Source organism: Croceimicrobium sp. (genome assembly GCF_965228705.1).
In the GTDB taxonomy this organism is placed as follows: Bacteria; Bacteroidota; Bacteroidia; order Flavobacteriales; family Schleiferiaceae; genus Croceimicrobium.
The window spans coordinates 1,747,578-1,765,104 of sequence record NZ_OZ245832.1 but is presented as its reverse complement, the minus strand read 5'-3'; the positions used below and the strand labels follow the sequence as shown (position 1 = coordinate 1,765,104).

Annotated in this window: 17 protein-coding genes; 12 read left to right on the top strand and 5 right to left on the bottom strand. The window is 40.7% G+C overall.

Annotated elements, in window-relative coordinates; translation table 11 throughout:
• The 11 genes from ACO05P_RS07980 to ACO05P_RS07930 all read left to right on the top strand — a co-directional run bounded on the left by ACO05P_RS07980 (position 1) and on the right by ACO05P_RS07930 (position 10,131).
• Positions 1–609 (top strand): protein-tyrosine-phosphatase, encoded by a 609-nt coding sequence (locus ACO05P_RS07980; protein ID WP_421754655.1) that lies wholly within the window; start codon positions 1–3, stop codon positions 607–609.
• A complete protein-coding gene (gene arsB, locus ACO05P_RS07975) occupies positions 599–1,639 on the top strand; it encodes an ACR3 family arsenite efflux transporter (RefSeq protein ID WP_421754653.1) in 1,041 nt (346 codons plus the stop codon). Before ACO05P_RS07980 ends, arsB begins: the two co-directional genes overlap by 11 nt.
• A 46-nt stretch (positions 1,640–1,685) precedes the next feature.
• A complete protein-coding gene (locus ACO05P_RS07970; RefSeq protein ID WP_421754652.1) occupies positions 1,686–2,504 on the top strand; it encodes a DUF4349 domain-containing protein in 819 nt (272 codons plus the stop codon).
• A 19-nt stretch (positions 2,505–2,523) separates the two neighbouring features.
• The gene (locus ACO05P_RS07965) at positions 2,524–3,096 is read left to right on the top strand and encodes a Crp/Fnr family transcriptional regulator (RefSeq protein WP_421754890.1); all 573 of its coding nucleotides are present in this window, start codon (positions 2,524–2,526) and stop codon (positions 3,094–3,096) included.
• Between the two features lie 68 nt (positions 3,097–3,164).
• Positions 3,165–4,133 carry a cyclase family protein gene (locus ACO05P_RS07960; RefSeq protein ID WP_421754651.1) on the top strand — a complete coding sequence of 323 codons (969 nt, stop codon included), beginning with the start codon at positions 3,165–3,167 and terminating at the stop codon, positions 4,131–4,133.
• A gap of 4 nt (positions 4,134–4,137) precedes the next feature.
• A complete protein-coding gene (locus ACO05P_RS07955) occupies positions 4,138–4,584 on the top strand; it encodes a DMT family transporter (protein WP_421754649.1) in 447 nt (148 codons plus the stop codon).
• Positions 4,585–4,586: 2 nt separating this feature from the next.
• Positions 4,587–5,291: a GNAT family N-acetyltransferase gene (locus ACO05P_RS07950; RefSeq protein WP_421754648.1), complete on the top strand. Its 705-nt coding sequence runs from the start codon at positions 4,587–4,589 to the stop codon at positions 5,289–5,291.
• Positions 5,292–5,293: 2 nt separating this feature from the next.
• Positions 5,294–5,923 (top strand): NAD(P)H-dependent oxidoreductase, encoded by a 630-nt coding sequence (locus tag ACO05P_RS07945; RefSeq protein WP_421754646.1) that lies wholly within the window; start codon positions 5,294–5,296, stop codon positions 5,921–5,923.
• Positions 5,924–6,098: 175 nt separating this feature from the next.
• Positions 6,099–8,033, top strand: a complete 1,935-nt coding sequence (locus ACO05P_RS07940; RefSeq protein WP_421754644.1) for a PAS domain-containing protein — start codon at positions 6,099–6,101, stop codon at positions 8,031–8,033.
• Entirely contained in the window at positions 8,030–8,443 is a 414-nt protein-coding gene (locus ACO05P_RS07935) for a response regulator (RefSeq protein WP_421754642.1), read from the top strand. The genes ACO05P_RS07940 and ACO05P_RS07935 overlap by 4 nt, the downstream gene beginning before the upstream one ends.
• Before the next feature lie 71 nt (positions 8,444–8,514).
• Positions 8,515–10,131, top strand: a complete 1,617-nt coding sequence (locus tag ACO05P_RS07930) for a family 16 glycosylhydrolase (protein WP_421754641.1) — start codon at positions 8,515–8,517, stop codon at positions 10,129–10,131.
• 1 nt (position 10,132) lies between these two features.
• On the opposite strand, the gene ACO05P_RS07925 is transcribed toward ACO05P_RS07930, so the two are convergent.
• Positions 10,133–11,116 carry a lipoate--protein ligase gene (locus tag ACO05P_RS07925; RefSeq protein ID WP_421754640.1) on the bottom strand — a complete coding sequence of 328 codons (984 nt, stop codon included), beginning with the start codon at positions 11,114–11,116 and terminating at the stop codon, positions 10,133–10,135.
• Positions 11,117–11,327: 211 nt separating this feature from the next.
• Between ACO05P_RS07925 and ACO05P_RS07920 the strand changes: the two genes are divergently transcribed.
• Positions 11,328–12,191: a hypothetical protein gene (locus tag ACO05P_RS07920; RefSeq protein WP_421754639.1), complete on the top strand. Its 864-nt coding sequence runs from the start codon at positions 11,328–11,330 to the stop codon at positions 12,189–12,191.
• Positions 12,192–12,551: 360 nt separating this feature from the next.
• Here the strand turns inward: ACO05P_RS07920 and ACO05P_RS07915 are convergent, their stop codons facing one another.
• From ACO05P_RS07915 to ACO05P_RS07900, 4 genes are all read right to left on the bottom strand, one after another.
• Positions 12,552–14,051, bottom strand: a complete 1,500-nt coding sequence (locus ACO05P_RS07915; protein WP_421754637.1) for an RNA-directed DNA polymerase — start codon at positions 14,049–14,051, stop codon at positions 12,552–12,554.
• A 155-nt stretch (positions 14,052–14,206) separates the two neighbouring features.
• On the bottom strand, positions 14,207–14,869 hold the full coding sequence (locus ACO05P_RS07910) for a hypothetical protein (RefSeq protein ID WP_421754635.1): 663 nt from the start codon (positions 14,867–14,869) through the stop codon (positions 14,207–14,209).
• Positions 14,870–15,781: 912 nt separating this feature from the next.
• Positions 15,782–16,780, bottom strand: a complete 999-nt coding sequence (locus ACO05P_RS07905) for a C45 family autoproteolytic acyltransferase/hydolase (RefSeq protein WP_421754634.1) — start codon at positions 16,778–16,780, stop codon at positions 15,782–15,784.
• A gap of 11 nt (positions 16,781–16,791) precedes the next feature.
• Complete coding sequence (locus ACO05P_RS07900; RefSeq protein ID WP_421754632.1) at positions 16,792–17,466, bottom strand: DUF4386 domain-containing protein; 675 nt, start codon at positions 17,464–17,466, stop codon at positions 16,792–16,794.
• Between the last annotated feature and the right edge of the window lie 61 nt (positions 17,467–17,527).

Below are 17,527 nucleotides of genomic sequence, written 5' to 3'. Positions count from 1 at the left end.
ATGTTTAGCTATCTGAATAATTACATCAATAGGCTCGATTTGAAAAACATCCCTCAGGATCGTTTAGAGCGATTACAGCCTTTAGTGCAATATGTACAGGAAAACCAGGCGGATTTAAGCCTGGTTTTTATCTGCACCCATAATTCCCGTCGCAGTCAATTTGCGCAGCTTTGGGCGCAGGTAGCAGCGTTTCATTTTGGAATTGATTTAGCTTCTTACTCAGGTGGAACGGAGGCAACAGCATGCAATCCTTGCACCTTGGCGGCGATGGAGCGAGCGGGTTTCGATCTCTATTCGGATGCCGTGATGGACCCTAATCCGGTTTATCGGGTGGCTTTCGCCGAAAAGGAGCCTCCCATCATGTTGCATTCCAAGCTATATGATGATCCGGAGAATCCCAGTGCAAATTTTGCAGCCGTCATGACCTGCTCAGATGCCGATGAAAACTGTCCTTTTATTCCCGGTACCAAAGCCCGTATTGCCCTTAATTATGAAGATCCCAAGGCTTTTGATGGTACCGATCAGGAGACTGCTGCCTATGATGAGCGCTGCCTGCAAATAGCCACTGAGATGTTTTACGTTTTTTCAGCAATTGAGCATGGGTACTAAGAAATTGTCCTTTCTGGATCGCTATCTCACCCTCTGGATTTTCACTGCCATGGCCTTGGGTTTACTATTGGGTAATCTTTGGCCCAGCTTAGCGCAAAGGATTGGAGAGAGTGGCGATGGAGATACCAATATCCCTTTGGCCATTGGCCTGATTTTAATGATGTATCCACCACTGGCTAAGGTAAATTACCGCTTGCTGCCTAAGGTTTTTAAGCATGTCAAAATATTAGGAATCTCATTGCTTCTCAATTGGATTATTGGTCCAGTATTGATGTTTGGCCTGGCCCTTATCTTTTTGCATGACTATCCCGAATATATGTCGGGCTTAATTCTGATTGGTTTGGCCCGCTGTATAGCCATGGTTTTGGTGTGGAACGATTTAGCGGAAGGCTCAGCGGAATATGGCGCCGGCCTGGTTGCCTTAAACAGCATTTTCCAGGTCTTTGCTTACAGCTTTTATGCCTGGCTTTTCATGACTCAAATTCCACCTTTATTAGGATTTGAAGGAGTGGTGGTCGATATTTCCATTACTCTTGTAGCGAAAAGTGTTGCAATATATCTAGGTATACCTTTTGCCTTGGGCATCCTCAGTCGGGTGGTTCTCATCCCTTTAAAGGGAGCAGACTGGTACCAATCTCGATTTTTACCACTCATTTCCCCCATTACCTTAGTCGCTTTACTCTTCACCATCGTATTGATGTTTAGCCTTAAGGGCGATTTGGTCTTTAGCCTTCCGGCGGATGTGCTTTTAATTGCGATTCCTCTTTTAATTTATTTCTTGATCATGTTTAGCCTGGGCTTTTTCATAAGTCGATTGGCCGGAGCAAGCTATGATCAAAATGCAGCCATTGCCTTTACTGCAGCTGGTAATAATTTCGAATTGGCCATTGCGGTGGCTATTGCAGTATTCGGAATTAATTCGGGGCAGGCCTTTGCCGGAGTAATTGGTCCCTTAGTGGAAGTACCGGCTCTAATCTTATTGGTAAGGGTAGCCTTCCATTGGCGAAAGCGCTATTATTCTAGAGCATAGACTTTATTTACAAAAGCTTCGTTTATAGGACTTAAGATCAATCAAAATGTCCTATCGTTTCTCCTTTCTTTTTAGCTTATTAGTTCTCTTCTCAGCCTGTGAAAGGGATATGCAAAATGTGGCTCATGAAGATGTGGCCATGGAGGAATCCTACGAGCCAGACGTGATGGCAGGGAACTCCGATGAACTTCAAAGCAACGGAATTCCAGTTCAAAACCTGCATTTGATCAAAGAAGCGGATATTAAGTACGAGACGAAAAACCTCGAAGAAAGTGCACAAGCCATCAATGCCTTAACCGCCCGCTTGGGTGGCTATATATCCTCCGAAAAAGCCAATCAGAATGGCTATCGAAAGGAAATCCTTTATACCCTTCGCATACCCAGTGCCCAATTTGAAAAAGCGATGGCCGGCATCGGTGAAGGCGTGCAGCATTTCGATCGGCGAGAAATAAAAACCCGCGATGTAAGTGAAGAGTATGTAGATGTAGAATCGCGTATTAAATCGGCTCAGGAAATAGAAGCTCGCTTGCTCAAGTTATTGGATCGCGCTAAAAATGTGGAGGAGATTCTGCAAGTAGAGCAGAAATTAGGGCAGGTGCGCAGCGAGATTGAAAGAGCTCAAGGACGCATGAAATACCTCAAAGATCGTATCGCCTTAAGCAGCATCGAAGTTCATATTTACCAGGAGCTGGAAAAGGAAGTGATTGATACCGATGAACCCAATCGTTTTGTGATCGCTATTAAAGATGGTTGGACTGGATTTACTGCCTTCGTATTGATCCTCATTAGACTCTGGCCGCTCATGATTTTAACCGCCCTATTTATTTTCGCTTTTAAGCGCTTTCGCAAGAAGACGGTAAAATAGGCTTTCGTAATTTCGAGCTATCGAAAAGCTCATTGCTCATATTCAAGACCTAAGCCCGGTTTCAGATGAGGAGATCGGTCTAATTCAAAAGGCCTTTCAAGAAAAGAAGCTGGCTAAAAAGGAATTTATCCTCAAAGCGGGTGATGTCTCTCAACACATGCGCTTCATCGATTCCGGAGCCTTACGCACTTATTATTTGGATGAAGAAGGAAAGGAGTTTGTACAGAGTTTTGGCATAGAAGGTTGGTGGTTAAATGACCTATATAGTTACCTTAGTCAAAGTCCGGCTACGCAATTCATTCAGGCCACCGAGCCCAGTGTGATTTTTCAGATTCATCGCGATCGACTGGAAGAGCTTTTTAAAGAAGTTCCGTCTATGGAGCGCTTTTTCCGCATCAAAATGCAATCGGCCTATCAGGCGGCTCAGCATAAAAATTTACAGGTGAAAATCGAATCCGCCGAAGAGCGCTATGCCGATTTTCGCCAGCGCTATCCCCAATTGGAACAGCGCTTTCCTCAGTATATGATCGCATCTTACCTGGGCTTAACACCAGAGCATCTGAGTTATATCCGCCGTAAGGCCCTAAAGTGATTTCTTAAGATAGCTTAATTTTTAGGCTCTTAGGCCTCCGCACTTTTGTCGAGACAATAAACTCGACAATGAAAACAAAGAAAAATTTTTTTCAAGCCCTTGCCTTCCAGTTTTTTATTTGGGGCGCACAGGCGCAGGAAGTAGGACAAAGTCCTTGGGGACCCGAGGATGAAATCGGCAGTCTCAATATGATGACCGACAGTAGTCGCATTCAGATTTTATCTCAAATTGGCAGTGGTCAGGTCTACGATCTTAGTGTAGATTATTTCGTTGGGATGCCCAGTTTCCACTCTCTCGGAGATCCTTCTTATCAGTATTGGCTTACCCATACTCCGCACGGCACTGTGGTGGATAATCCCAATGGAATGGGAGAGGCCATGAATGAGAAAGTCTCCTATACCGGAGATGCGGTTTCCATGTACACCCATATGGGGACGCATATTGATGCCCTCAATCATTTTGGCCTAAATGGTTTGATTTGGAATGGCTTTAGTCCGGAAGAACATTTAGGCGACAAGGGTTGGAAGAAAACCGGAGCGGAGAAAATTCCTCCCATCATTGCCCGGGGCCTATTGCTGGATGTTCGAGCCCTGGTGGATTCCTTTCCGCCCAATTACCGCATAACCGTACAGGATTTGAAGGCCTGCTTAAAACGCCAGAAATCTGAAATTCAGAAAGGGGATGTGATTTTAATTCGTACCGGTCAGGCGCAGCATTACGAAGATGCCGCCCATTATCTCCATCAGTATCCAGGTATTAGCCTGGCGGCTGCTCAGTGGTTGGTTGAAGAAAAGGGGGCCATGCTATTGGGAGCAGACAATCTAAGTTTTGAGGCTTTTCCTCCGGAGAAAGAAGATAATTGGGTGCCGGTGCATACCTATTTGCTGGCTGAAAAGGGAGTGATGTTTTTAGAGCAAATGATGCTGGAAGACTTGGCCCAAGATGAGGTCTATGAGTTCGCGTTTATAGCGGCCTCCTTAAAACTCCGTGGTGCCAGTGGATCACCTATGCGTCCCATCGCTATTCCTATAAACTAGTATTATGAATCAGCTCGGCTTATCCTTATTAACGGTACTCCTGGGAGTATTAATTGTAACTCAAGGGAGCATGAACGCCCGCTTGGGTCAGCAAACCGGCAGTGCCTTTTTGGCGAGTTCCATCAGCCTAGCGATTGGCTTTTTCCTCAGTCTAAGTGTCTTGATTTTTCAATTGAGTAGCCGTTCCCTTAAGAGTAGTTTAGAGGGAATCCCCTGGTACAATTGGGTTGGTGGAGGCCTCTTCAGCTTTAGCGCAGTAAGCCTCTTTTATTTTCTCATCCCCCGCCAGGGAATAGCCAGTACCGTAGTGATAAGTCTGAGCTCGCAATTGCTTTATGCAATGCTGGCCGGTAGTTTGGGCTGGTTTGACCTTCCGGTAGAGGCGATAACTCCACGGAAAGTCCTGGGCGTAATTGCCCTGCTGGGTTCTGTAATTCTCCTTAAATCCTAAACATGCAAGATCCTAATCTATATAATGTGCTTAGCCTCTGGCAGGAGGTTGGGCAATTGAATGGACAATACTTTGAATCCACTAATTGGGCTGCTGCTTATAGTTTTGATTCACAATGGCCCAATCGCATTTGGCTTAAGCCGGAGGCTGATCTGGGGAATTTAGCGCCACCAGATGATATGCCCATGCCCATGAGTCTGGTGCTGTGGCAAAATGAAATAGCGGAAGATCAGCTACAGAGTTGGGCCTGGAAGGAGACTTTTAGTTTGACAGCCATGTCGGTCAATCCGCATGAAGTAGAAGTCCCATCGGGAAACTTAAGTCTGCAAAAACTAGCCAGATCGGAAGACTTTAAAACCTGGTCATTGCTATTTGAAGAGGCCTTTGCTTATCGCTATAGTCCAAATTTGGTGGCCAGTACGTATAGGCTACTGGATTACTATTTGGCTCTTGATGGAAGCCAGCCGGTGGGAACCATTGCTATTTATAAAGATTCGCAGGCAGGAGCGGGACTGTATTCTATGGGAGTGCCCGCACGCTTTCGTCGCCAGGGTTTTGCCCAGGAAATTCTTAGAAGTGCTCTCAACTTATTGAAAGAAGAGGGCCATCCTAAAGTGTTTCTCCAAGCTTCCAAAATGGGTAAGCCATTGTACTTACAAAATGGCTTCCAATCTGATTTTGAAATCATTCACTACCATAAAGATTAAAAATGCAATTATTAAAAGCTTTGAATTGGCGCTATGCCACTAAGAAATTTGATTCAGATCGCAAGTTGCGTAATGAGCAACTCAACTTTTTAAAGGAAGCCATCCGACTTTCGGTCTCATCTTATGGGCTGCAAAGCTATAAAGTACTCATTATTGAAAATGAGGCTTTGCGAAAGGAACTTAGAAAGGTGTCCTGGGATCAGCCTCAGATAACCGATGCTTCCCATCTCTTTATTTTTTGTGCTCGGAAGACGGATATCGATGCTGAGGTAGATGCCTTTGTAAATCGTGTTGAGGATAAGGGTTCAGCAGCTCCGGCTATTCAGGAATATGGCCAATCCATAAAAGCCAGTTTAAAACGGAAGTCGGTTGAGGAATTGAGAAACTGGTCGGCCAGGCAAACTTATATCGCTCTAAACTCCTTAATGATCGCCTGTGCAGAAGCAGAAATTGATGCTTGTCCGATGGAAGGTTTTGATGCCGATGCTTACAATCGAATTTTAGCCTTGGAGGAGGAAGGCTATGAAGTGACTGTAATCGCTCCGGTAGGATTTAGATCAACTGAAGATCAAAGCCAGTTCCGGCCTAAGCTTCGAAAAAGTGAAAAAGAACTATTCGAGTACATAGAATAGGCATTCACACTCATTAAGCCGAAAATCAGTCTCTATTCTTTCTTGCTTGTCTCAAATGAGGGGGTAAATTTTATAAATTTAGGTGTTTTACGCTCAGGTCCTTTGAAGATAAGTAAATGGAAATTTCCTTATAAGACTCATATAATAAGGGGCTTATAAGGAAAGAATACCTTTGATGCTGTGGATTAGAGGGGTTAATCCTAGCTTAGAAATGGGGAAATTAAATGCAGGCATAAATAAGGAGGCAATTTTCAATTTGATCGGGAATCTGGTTGATTTGGGAATTTGGCAGTACAATGTGACTAGAGATTACCTCGAGTGGGATGAGGTAATGTTTAAGATCTACGGGCTGGAGCCTGAAAATTTTGAGCATAAGTTTTCGGATTGGCGTAAAACCGTGCATCCTGAGGATGTGGAAGGGGCGGAAGCTTCCTTTAAAGAATCCGTGGCAAGTCAAGGGGAATTCGTTTATACCTTCAGAATTATTCATCCCGATGGAGCGATTCGCTTTATTAAAGCAAATGCCCAAAGTCATGGATTAAATGAAGAGGGCGATCACATTATTGTGGGGGCCAATCAAGATGTAACAGAATTCTTAAAGGTAAGTGAGGAAAATGAGGCCTTAATTGAAACCTTGAAAGATTCTCAAGAAACTGCCAGAATAGGTAGTTGGCAATATTTTCCAGATTCAAATATTTCGGTTTTAGATGAGGTGACTAAAAGTATTTATGGATTGCCTGCGGATTATAAAATTGATGCCTCAGAAGGAATAAGCTACTATAAGAAAGGTTATTCGCGGGATAAGATATTGGAGGCTTTTGGGGAATTACTCGAAAAGAAAAAGCCTTATGACCTGGAGCTGCAGTTAATTACGGCCCAGGGTAAAGAAATATGGGTTCGAACCATCGGTAAGCCTAAGCTGAATGCAGCAGGCAAGGTGATTAAGGCCAGCGGAGTTTTCCAGGACATCACCGAACAAAAGGAAAAGGAGCTGGCCTTATTAGAATCTACCCGACGTTTTGAAGGTGCCTTTCAATACTCCGCCATTGGAATGGCCTTGGTGGGTTTAGATGGTAAATGGCTCAAGGTTAATAAGCGCCTAGTCGACTATTTTGGCTACGAAGAATCGGAATTATTGAAAAAGACTTTTCAGGATTTAACTCATCCTGAAGATTTAAATACCGATCTCGAGTTTTTGAAGGACTGTATAAACGGAAAGATCGACCATTACCATATGGATAAACGCTACCGCCGGAAATCTGGCGAGTGGATGTGGGCGATGTTGAGTGTGGCTGTTGTTAGAGATTCCGAGAACAAACCCTTGTATTTTATTTCTCAGATTGAGGATATCAATGCTCGTAAAACGTATGAGGAGCAACTTTTAGAAGCCAATCAAAGCTTGATAAAATTAACCAATAAGCTAAGCCTGCAAAATCGCAGCTTGAATGATTTCGCCCATATTACCTCGCATAATTTGCGAGCACCAGTGGCTAATTTGATTCTGTTAACCGAATTGTACGGAAGTGCTGAGGATGCGGAATACAAAGATGTGATCTTTACCAAAATGGCTCAGTCTACAGCCGATCTCAATGAAACTTTGGATGAATTGGTGGAGGCCTTGATTATTAAGAACAAGGCCGGCATGGAAATGCAAGAGCTCAATTTGAGGGACTATGTAAATACCGTACTCAAGAAGCAATCGGCTCTAATTCGCCATACCGATGCTAAGATTGAAATGGGTTTGGGCTTCGAAAAGATCTTTGCACAGCCTCATTATTTGGAAAGCATTTTATTGAACTTGATCAGTAATGCGATTAAGTATAAGAACCCGGATCGCCGACCCGAAATACAAATAAAGGCCTACCAGAAGGAAGGAGTGCCTAGCATTGAAATTCGGGATAATGGAGTGGGAATCGATTTGGTGCGCCACGGTCACAAGGTTTTCGGTTTGCATAAAACCTTTCACAAAAATTCGGATGCCAGGGGGGTAGGCCTTTTTATGGTGAAAGTGCAAATGGAAGCCATGGGGGGGGAGGTTGCCATTGAAAGTGAGCCAGGGCAAGGATCCGTTTTTAAATTACAGTTTAAACCAGAGCTACAGCGTTTATGAACAAAACCAATGCGGTATTTATCATTGATGATGATCCTATTTATCAATTTTCTTTTGGAGCGATTTTAAAGTTGATTAATCCAGAAGTGCAAACCAGTGTTTTTTCCAATGGTGAAGAAGCTTTGGATCATTGTAAATCGGTTATGCAGGAAGGTAAAACTTGTCCCAAATTGATTTTTCTGGATCTGAATATGCCCGTTATGGATGGCTGGAATTTCTTGGATGAATTGATACTTTTTAATGAGGATGTACTCCATAAAACCAAGGTTTATATTGTTTCCAGCTCTGTGCATGAAGAGGATACCCAAAAGGCTAAGAACTACCCTTTGATTCAAGATTATCTGGTGAAACCGGTAAAAAGGGAGGTGCTGCAATCCATTTTAGATGAGACCTTAAGAAAGGCTTCCTAGCTAAAAGGATTTGGCTTGCTATACTTATGGTTTCATTTACCTTAAGTATATTGCTGGCTTAATCCCCATCCATGATTTTAAAAAACACCCTATTTTCTCTGGCCTGCTTATCTTCATTAGGCCTTTCTGCACAAAGCTTACAAGACGATTTTGAAGGCAATGGTAATATCAATTCCTGGTTTGGAGATGCCTGTGTTATTGATAATGCCAAGGCCAATCCTTATGCTCAAGGAGCCAATACTTCTGCAACAGTTTTAGAATATGATGATCAAGGTGGGCAGTATGCTAATGTCCGTTTCGATGCCAATCAGAATCTCAATTTAGCCCAGCATCAAGTTTTTCAAATCAAGGTATATCTCCCTTCTTCCGGGATCAGTGGCAATCAGCCCAACCAAATTTCTTGCAAGCTGCAGGATGGTACTCAGGTCAGTCCCTGGCAAACGCAAACCGAAATCATAAAGCCCTTGGTTTTGGATCAATGGCAAACCATCACCTTCGATTTCGGGAATGATCCTTATATCAATCTAGATCCTACCTCATTGCCACCCATACAGCGCACCGACTTTAATCGGGTTTTGTTTCAGCTTAATGGGGAGAATAATACTGATTTGGTATTAGCCTATTTAGATGATTTCATCTATTTGGATACCAGCTTTGTGAACCCCGCTCCGGTTTACAGTCAATTGGTTTGGTCCGATGAGTTTAATGGCAGCGGAGCGATTGATACTTCCAAATGGTTTCATCAAACCCTTTTGCCGAATGGCAGTTCCTGGTTTAATGGGGAAGTGCAACATTATACCGATCGCACGGCAAACAGCTCTCAAAGCAATGGTAGCTTAAAACTCATTGCTAAGAAGGAAAGCTTTACCGATCAAGGGGTGACCAAACAATACACCTCCGCCCGTTTGAATTCCAAATTCGCATTTACCTACGGAAGAGTAGAGGTACGGGCTAAACTTCCCACTGGTTCTGGCACCTGGCCTGCCATCTGGATGCTGGGGCAGAATATCACCGAAAATGGCGGCTATTGGCAATTGCAAGGTTATGGTACCACCGGCTGGCCCGCTTGCGGTGAGGTGGACATTATGGAGCATTGGGGTACCAATCAAAATTATGTTTCCAGTGCCATGCATACCACCTCTAGCTCTGGCGCTACTGTAAATCATGGTGGACGAATGATTCCCGGTGTTTCGAATGACTTCCATGTATATGCATTAGAATGGACGCCGGAAAAGATGATTTTTAGTGTAGATAGCCTGGTGCATTATATCTACTTCCCTTCGGTGCGAGATGCCGCTACCTGGCCTTTTGATGATCCGCAATATCTATTATTAAACTTCGCCATTGAAGGAGGAATCGATCCTTCTTTTATCGAAGACACTTTGGAGATCGATTATTTACGGGTCTATCAAGCTCCTTCTGTGGGTATGCAAGAAGCGCAAAGCAAAAGAGCAGATCTTTATCCAAATCCGGTAGCCGATCAATTGCGAATTGAGATTCCTGATGCCAATGGTTCCTGGCTCTTAGAGCTGCGTGCTCAAGATGGTAAATTGTTGGAACAATTAGAAGTGCAAGCTCAGGATGGGGTCTTTCAAGTAAATGCCCTCGATCGTTTTTCAAAGGGAATCTATCTCCTGAATTTAAAACAGGAAGAGCAGGTGTATCAATTGAAATTCTTGAAAAGCTAATTCAGAACATGGCCGCAACAAGGTCATCGATGCTAATATCTTTGAAGTAATCTTTCAAATTAAATGGCGCTAGTTTTTCTCTAATCTTAGTTTCATCATGAGGGGTATTGGCTAACGCTTGTTCAATGTCAGTTATGTCTTGGATATGGAAAAAGTCCCCTTGAATTTTTACTTCTTGGATGAGGCCTTTGGAAACATTCATATTCATCTCCAATAAACCGCCACTGGTTTTTACCCCTTGCTTAAAATCATAATTAGGGGAGTAGCCATAATTCCAATCCCAGGTTTCGTATTTCTCCTTTTTAATGGATTCAATCATTGCTAGGTCCTCTTCGCTAAACTCATAGAGCTTGCTATCCTTATAATTTTCAAGGATGTAATTCATGATGCGATCAGCGAATTGCTCCACAGTCATTTTCTCTTTTAAATGATCTTGGATATTGGTCACTCGCTTGGGGATCGACTTCACTGCTCGGTCAATGTACTTCAGCGGATTAATTTTTAAAGCTCCGCTTATATTGGGCATATTGCTGGAGAAGAGCAAGGTACCATGATGCATCACTTTGTTTTTGAAAACGTGCTCGGCATTTCCAGAAAACTTTTTACCCTCAATCATAATATCATTGCGCCCGCTAAACTCGGCATTCACGCCCATGTCTTGTAAAACGGCAATGATAGGCGCGGTATAACGCTTGAAGTCGACCAGATCGTCATCCCTTTCGCTGCTTCGGGTAAAGGTGAAATTAAGATTACCCATATCATGGTAAACAGCGCCACCTCCACTTAAGCGTCGTACCACCTTAATATCGTGCTCCTTAACATAGTCGAGGTTAATCTCCGCTAAGGTGTTTTGATGTTTTCCAACGATAATGGCATTATCATTCTGCCACAGCATGAAGCAATCCTCTTTTAGATGCTTGAAGATAAACTCGTCGGTAGCAATATTGAAGAAGGGATCGGTACTACGGTGTTTGATACAAAGCATGTGCGCGATAATTTAGAGGGTATAAAGGTAAAGGGGAAAGGCCTGCAAGCTCTTGAAAAGGAGAAAGCTTTTCCCCCGGTCTTTTTTAAAATCCTCTGCTTAAAGGGTTTCCTATGATATTTTCTTTTTGGCTCTCTGAGACATTTAATTTTTCGCTGGATAGCTAAATTGGTTCGGATAGAAATTAGTCATTATACCCGATATTGCGAGGATGGGAATGAACCTGGCCGGGCTTTTAGCTCAAAACGAATTTCTGGATTTACAGCAATTGGAAAGCTCCTTAAAAATTGATCTTAAGGAATCGCGTCGCAGCACCTGGGCGGATGCCCAAAGTGAATCCATGTATAAAAACGAGTTGATGATTCTTTCTAAAAAGGGAAGGATGCTCATTTATTATCCCTTTGATTTCTTCGAAGAGCATTTCGGATCCTTACGGCAATTAGCTTTGGAGTCTCAAGAATGCTTAATTTTTGGTTGCAGCGAAACTTCCATGACCTTCGTGTTTGACTGGTATCAATTCGGCAAACACCTGGGGGAAGATGCCTATACTTTCGAAGAGGAATTCAGGGCCCATGGCGCCAATCGTTTAGGCCTCACCGAGGAGGATGACAGCATTTTTGATGGCCTCTTTCCCTATATCGAGAAAAGCCTCCAAATTGAAGAGTCCGACATTGCTATTTTCTACAAATGGCATGCTCGCCCTAGCTGGCAAGAGCCTCAATCCTCTGTCCGCGATATTGCCAGTCTCGATCAAGAGATCAATCAACTTCTAAACAGTCGCAAGGCCGAAAATGGCTTGATGAGCCTGCAACGCCTGCGCAATCTCCTGGCTCAGAAAAAGAAAATGGGCTACCGTTTACCGGATGAAGCTAAAATCAAGCCGGGCATCAGTGACCGCGAACTCAAGGAATTGATTTATTCCGTTTCCACCGAATGGCAGGCGGGCCAGTGGCATGAACTTACTTATGTGCTGCGCAGCAATACCGCCGTGGCCTGGGCTCTGCGCGAAATGGATATCCAGGATTTACGGGATGGATCTTTTGTGTATAAGAAGTGGTGGGAAGTGTGGAAGTAGAGTTTGAGTGTAAAGTTTTTAACCGCAAAGAAGCACCTGCCTGCCGGTAGGTAGGAAGTTCCGCAGAGGGAGGGAGATGTGAGAATTGATGTTTGAGAGGTGAGAGGTTTTGGGTTTGATTGCTTCAACTCAGAAGCACGCCTGCCTGCCTGTAGGCAGGGAGGTTTAGAGGAGAGCAGGGAGGGGACTTTCGATCTTCATTGATTTATTTGCCTATTATTAGTTTTAAGATAATGGGAAAATCAAAAGTTGTAAAGGTTTCATTTTTAGGGAAGATTGCCTTTTTGGTTGGCTACGTTTTGTGTCTGGTGAATATCCCGAAGGGTATGCACTATACACCTTGTTAGCCACAGTTTTATTTTAATATTCAAATAATTGAAATTCCTCTGAATCGATAATAATGTCAATTTTATTGATTTCATTTTCATCAATTATCGAACTGTTTTCTATTATGTCTTTTATATCATTATTTAACCAATCAGAGTTCCATATTTGAACAGTAGGGTCGTTCACCTTGTCGCAAAGAGTTTCATTATATGGGATATTTCTATCCGACTTGATAGTTACTCTTTGTAGCCAAATTTTAATGTGACTCGTGTTTGGGATCTTTTCAAACTTAGTGTTTATGAGTTCTAGTAGTCTTTGGTTTTCTTCCTCAGTTGTTAAACTCAACAACTTACTGAGAATAGCGCAACACACTGGATATGTTCGTGGGTTCTTAAAGGCAATGTCCATAATTATACTAGTCAAAACATTTATGTTTTCATCTGTCTCTTCAACTATATTAAGTCGATGAAAAAACCTATCCAAAGCCTTTCGTAAGCTACCTGAATTGGAATATTTTGACGCTAAATCATGAAGTAATAATAAATGACCTTGAAGACTAGAAGTGCTCTTTTTTACAGAGTTCCAATATAATTTGTCTGGCTTTATCGAGTCAATTACGACATTATTTGAAATGAAAGTCTTTTGTGCGTTAAGACGCATGCCTAAATCGATTAAGATTTCAGTTAGATATTTAGTTATTTCTTCAGAGGTTTGAGGGTTGTTTGTGAATATTCTATAGTCATCTCGGAATCGTAATATTTTATATTCAGTAATGTCCTTTTCGGCAAGTTTTTCTGAAAGTAACAAATCAGCATAGCCAAGTACCATTTCTGCAATGAAATCCATTAATGAACTCCCTTGTGGAATGCCATTTGTCTGTCCAAATGACATATCCCTCAAAAGCTTGTCTATTTTATTTCCTACGTGCTGATAACCTCTATTTTGTTTTGCAAAAGGCTTGGTATGCGCGGCCCAAGGTATTGAGTGAGTATAAATGGAACCGTAGCAGTCAGCAATATCAGTGTGCATAACATATTCGTAGCTCAAGGATAGTTCTATTGACTTTTGCTCAATTTCATTCCACCAATTTATTATTGAAGTGGCAGTATCTGAATTCTCATCTTCTGATTGTAGTGGGATACTGTGACAAATAATATTCTCATTAGCTTGAAATTGTGTAAACCTATCCTTTATCAATTGCCAGTTGTCAGCATCTGTGATTTTATGCACTAGCGCAACATATATTGCTGGGTGTATTAGTTGATATGGTCTCCATGAGTATTTCCCATCCTTGTTATTTAGTAATACATAATTTACTTTTTCTAGTTCGGCTGGGAATGGTCTTTGGGGGTTTCCGTTGCCTGGATTTATATTTTGATAGAGTGTTTCAATTTCATTTTCTTGGATTGACGCAGAAAGGTCATTTAGTAATTGTTCGAAAGTGAAATATGAAGGTAAGTCGAAATTAAAATAACTTTCTTCTTTCAGAAAAAACGCTCTAGCTTCTGTGTTATTTAATTCTAATATGTTCATCTATCGGTTAATTTTGGCCAACGGTAAATTGTATGAGTAGTGGTAGATTGCGTGGCACTTTCCTGTCAAACCGCTATGAAGTTTGAGCGGGCAATAAACCTTGATATTTACCACATTGCCTGCCATTACTTATACAAAGTGTTAGCGGTAGTATTTTATTTATTTATCATATTATCTAGCTCTTGTTTGCTAAAGCCAACGAGTTTGGTTCGATATCTTTCATAGTATTCTTTAACTTGGCTATTTGAGATGTCTCTATTTAAGACAGCTCTCTCTACGGAAATTAAATATTTTGAAAATTCTAAATGTTTAATAAAAATCTCAACATTATCTAAAATTGAAGAATTATTCTTTATTTCACTTATTTTTATTGTCTCATGAATTGTCTTTAATCCTTCCATACAAAATGAATAATTTTGAAGTCCTTCCGGTGTAAAATGTCTTAAAATTAAATCATTCTCAATGAAAGAACTAAAGAGACTTGGCATTCTGATTGGATTGTGTTTTACATGTTCAACGGCGCTATAAGTTGAATCAGCAAATATTTTTCCAATATTTAAAGTGGCAATAGTCTTATTTAGTGAGTTGTCTATATCAATTGAAGCAGCATCAAGTATTTTAATTACATTCTTTTTGTCTTTTTGAAGTTCAGAATTATTTGTAAACGTGATTGCTAAAAATACACCAATAAACGTAGCAGCAATAGTTATAATTAATCCTAAAAAATCTGCATTGTCTTTTCTGAACTCTGAGAATTTTGTACTTAATGTTATTATTATCAATATTGCGATAATAATAAATGAGAATAATATATACATTTCAATTGGTCCTTTCTGTTTTCAAAATTCTATGCATCTTCTGATGTGGTAGTGACTTAATATTACCTCTTACTTGATTTAATCCCCAACAATCCTACAGATAACCAACAGCATCTAAGGAATTAACCCAGAAATGGGTGATAAGGCACCAACAAGATAGAAAAGCTTATTGAGATGTAAGAGGTAGTAGCCTAAGAAGCAGGTATATCTCGGGTTCAAATAGCCAGAAAAAGAAGCCTGATATTAAGACCTGTATTAGTACTGTAAAGAGAAATATAGATGCTTTATGTAGGGTTGGGCTTGATTGCTTCAACACAAAGGCACGGAGAGGAATAGAGCATAGAGGAGGCTTTCGATCTTCATTGATTTATTGGCCAATTATTAGTTTTAAGATAAATAGGGAAAATCAAAAGTTGTGAAGGTTTCATTTTTTAGTTTGTGTACAGCGGTCAGGCTATGCGCAGTATCCCGAAGGGCATTGCGTTTAGGTTTTGTTAGCCATCGTTTTCCTTTAAAAACGCTTTGAAAACTTGACTGATTTCTTTAGCCTCATCAATGTTTCAATTAACCACGAGCTCTCGAAAACCACCGAATGCCTATTTGCTATATACCGAGTTAGGCACTTTTTTCATTTTTTAAAACTAAAAAGTGGTTTGTCTCCAGAATATGTTAAACCTGAATCAGAATCTTTTGATAACAGGACAGACATGCTTGGAGCAAAAGTCAAACCGTTTTCAGTCATAATAACGGCTTTTCCTTTGCTATGCCAACGCCCTTTCATACTGACTTCTCCTTGTCCAATAACTTCTAATTCTAATAGAACAAGTTAATTTAAGCACAGGTTGAACTTAGGGGAGGTTACATGATGCTTTGCATTTTCATGGTACTAAATTTTCTTATGTTCGAATTGTGTCACCTTTTCTTTAGCCACCAATCCAATCTTGTTTCCGATTTGTAATTTTTATTTGTTGGTTTGGTTTCTGCGCGTTCAATACTCAATTCGTTCAAGTTTGCGACTACTGACCATATGGTACCGAATTTTTCTTTTTTTAAATTCAAACACACACATTTATTCGAAAGAATTTCTTTAGCTTTTTCCAAATCCATTTCTTCAACAGTGGCAAGAATTTCTTTTAATCCGTTATATCTTTCCTTGCTTTTACTCCATTCCACTCCGCCACGGTCGAAAGGTTGCATTTCCTTTGTCTTAAATTGATTTGTTATGTAGATATATGGTTCGTTTTTTTCAGGTCGTCTAACAATGCATTTTTGTGGTGCAGACTCTACTACTGCTATTTCTCCATTTTTGTCTGCAATCAAGAAATTGTTTGCCGTAGATACTTTGGCTTTTTGGATTAGCTCAACAGCCTGGTGTGTATTTTCACAATCTTCTAAAACCTTTCTTACGATAAAATGAAAACTAATGCCCGTTTGGATTTCCGTGCCGTTAACGAACGACATAGCAATTGAAAGCCCTTTTTCATTAATTCCATCTGAACGACCAATAAAAACATCCGATTGACTAATGTAGGAATATTTATCTTTTGGGGCTATAAGACTACTTTCGGTGAATTTTTTAAAATCGAATAGCATATCATAATTCCGGCCTATTATAGTTGAGTTGTCATTTTTAAAAGCAAAAACACTACACTGTCCCGTTGGATTGAAAACACCAATGCTCAACAAAAACGCACCTAGCTTTTCAGATTCGTCTTTGATTCCTACAGCAAAGCCTCTAATTTCTTCAATAACTTCAGGGTAAAATAATTTCAGCTCTTCATAAGATTCAAGTCCGAAATCCATTTTCTGTGTACTTATATTTGGAATAATGAAGTTTGCCTTATCATAAAGTAGTTTACCATACTTCAAGCCCATTTCATAAAATTCTCCATATAATCTTGGGTGGTACATTTTTATTTTTACTAATTATATTTTATAGAAAATCCTTGTGTAAGAAGCCATATAGCTAAAGTTAACTCAAACAAAGCTGTGGGGAAGGCTAGTGAAACATAAGTAGGGGTAATGATGTCAATAATACCAAACATAAGTAGTAAACTAGCTACAATGCCACTTAGTATAGTAGCAACAAGCCCCCAAACAGATAGCCACCTAGGAATCAGTTTTGATTGATACAAAATAGTATAGAACATTAGGTTACCCACACTCAGAATTAAAGGCATTGCAACGTGGTTTACCAAATCTCTACCCGAGCGTAATAAATTATCCAATGTTTGAAAATGCAATAATGCAGGGCTTCCTGTTTTTACAAATTCTTGACTTAATGCCAATAACAGCAGTATGCTCAACCAACCTATGAAAATAAATGCTACCGCAATACTTCTGAAAACAAGAAAACTAATCGTTAAATCTGCGTTGATTTTTTCCAATAGGGAATATAGTATAATAGGAATGCTTGCATAAATAAGTGCCAAAACAAACTGCAAAAAAGCTCTATATAATATTGCGTTTGAATGGATAGAAACACTTTCAAGATTGCCCATTTCATCAATTACTGGGTCTATGCTCAAAACACCTACTGTTATGCTAAGAATTAATAGTATTCCAACTGTAACTGATTTCTTTCTGATTTTATCCATTATATTTTCACTATTTAAAATTTTCGCAAAAATATCATGGGGTTATTTTGAGCTCATTGAC

What these genes read in the sequence shown, in the direction of transcription:
- ACO05P_RS07980 (WP_421754655.1), top strand. Translation starts at nt 1, where the DNA reads ATGTTTAGCTATCTGAATAATTACATCAATAGGCTCGATTTGAAAAAC.
- arsB (WP_421754653.1), top strand. Translation starts at nt 599, where the DNA reads ATGGGTACTAAGAAATTGTCCTTTCTGGATCGCTATCTCACCCTCTGG.
- ACO05P_RS07970 (WP_421754652.1), top strand. Translation starts at nt 1,686, where the DNA reads ATGTCCTATCGTTTCTCCTTTCTTTTTAGCTTATTAGTTCTCTTCTCA.
- ACO05P_RS07960 (WP_421754651.1), top strand. Translation starts at nt 3,165, where the DNA reads ATGAAAACAAAGAAAAATTTTTTTCAAGCCCTTGCCTTCCAGTTTTTT.
- ACO05P_RS07955 (WP_421754649.1), top strand. Translation starts at nt 4,138, where the DNA reads ATGAATCAGCTCGGCTTATCCTTATTAACGGTACTCCTGGGAGTATTA.
- ACO05P_RS07950 (WP_421754648.1), top strand. Translation starts at nt 4,587, where the DNA reads ATGCAAGATCCTAATCTATATAATGTGCTTAGCCTCTGGCAGGAGGTT.
- ACO05P_RS07945 (WP_421754646.1), top strand. Translation starts at nt 5,294, where the DNA reads ATGCAATTATTAAAAGCTTTGAATTGGCGCTATGCCACTAAGAAATTT.
- ACO05P_RS07940 (WP_421754644.1), top strand. Translation starts at nt 6,099, where the DNA reads ATGCTGTGGATTAGAGGGGTTAATCCTAGCTTAGAAATGGGGAAATTA.
- ACO05P_RS07935 (WP_421754642.1), top strand. Translation starts at nt 8,030, where the DNA reads ATGAACAAAACCAATGCGGTATTTATCATTGATGATGATCCTATTTAT.
- ACO05P_RS07930 (WP_421754641.1), top strand. Translation starts at nt 8,515, where the DNA reads ATGATTTTAAAAAACACCCTATTTTCTCTGGCCTGCTTATCTTCATTA.
- ACO05P_RS07925 (WP_421754640.1), bottom strand. Translation starts at nt 11,116, where the DNA reads ATGCTTTGTATCAAACACCGTAGTACCGATCCCTTCTTCAATATTGCT.
- ACO05P_RS07920 (WP_421754639.1), top strand. Translation starts at nt 11,328, where the DNA reads ATGGGAATGAACCTGGCCGGGCTTTTAGCTCAAAACGAATTTCTGGAT.
- ACO05P_RS07915 (WP_421754637.1), bottom strand. Translation starts at nt 14,051, where the DNA reads ATGAACATATTAGAATTAAATAACACAGAAGCTAGAGCGTTTTTTCTG.
- ACO05P_RS07910 (WP_421754635.1), bottom strand. Translation starts at nt 14,869, where the DNA reads ATGTATATATTATTCTCATTTATTATTATCGCAATATTGATAATAATA.
- ACO05P_RS07905 (WP_421754634.1), bottom strand. Translation starts at nt 16,780, where the DNA reads ATGTACCACCCAAGATTATATGGAGAATTTTATGAAATGGGCTTGAAG.
- ACO05P_RS07900 (WP_421754632.1), bottom strand. Translation starts at nt 17,466, where the DNA reads ATGGATAAAATCAGAAAGAAATCAGTTACAGTTGGAATACTATTAATT.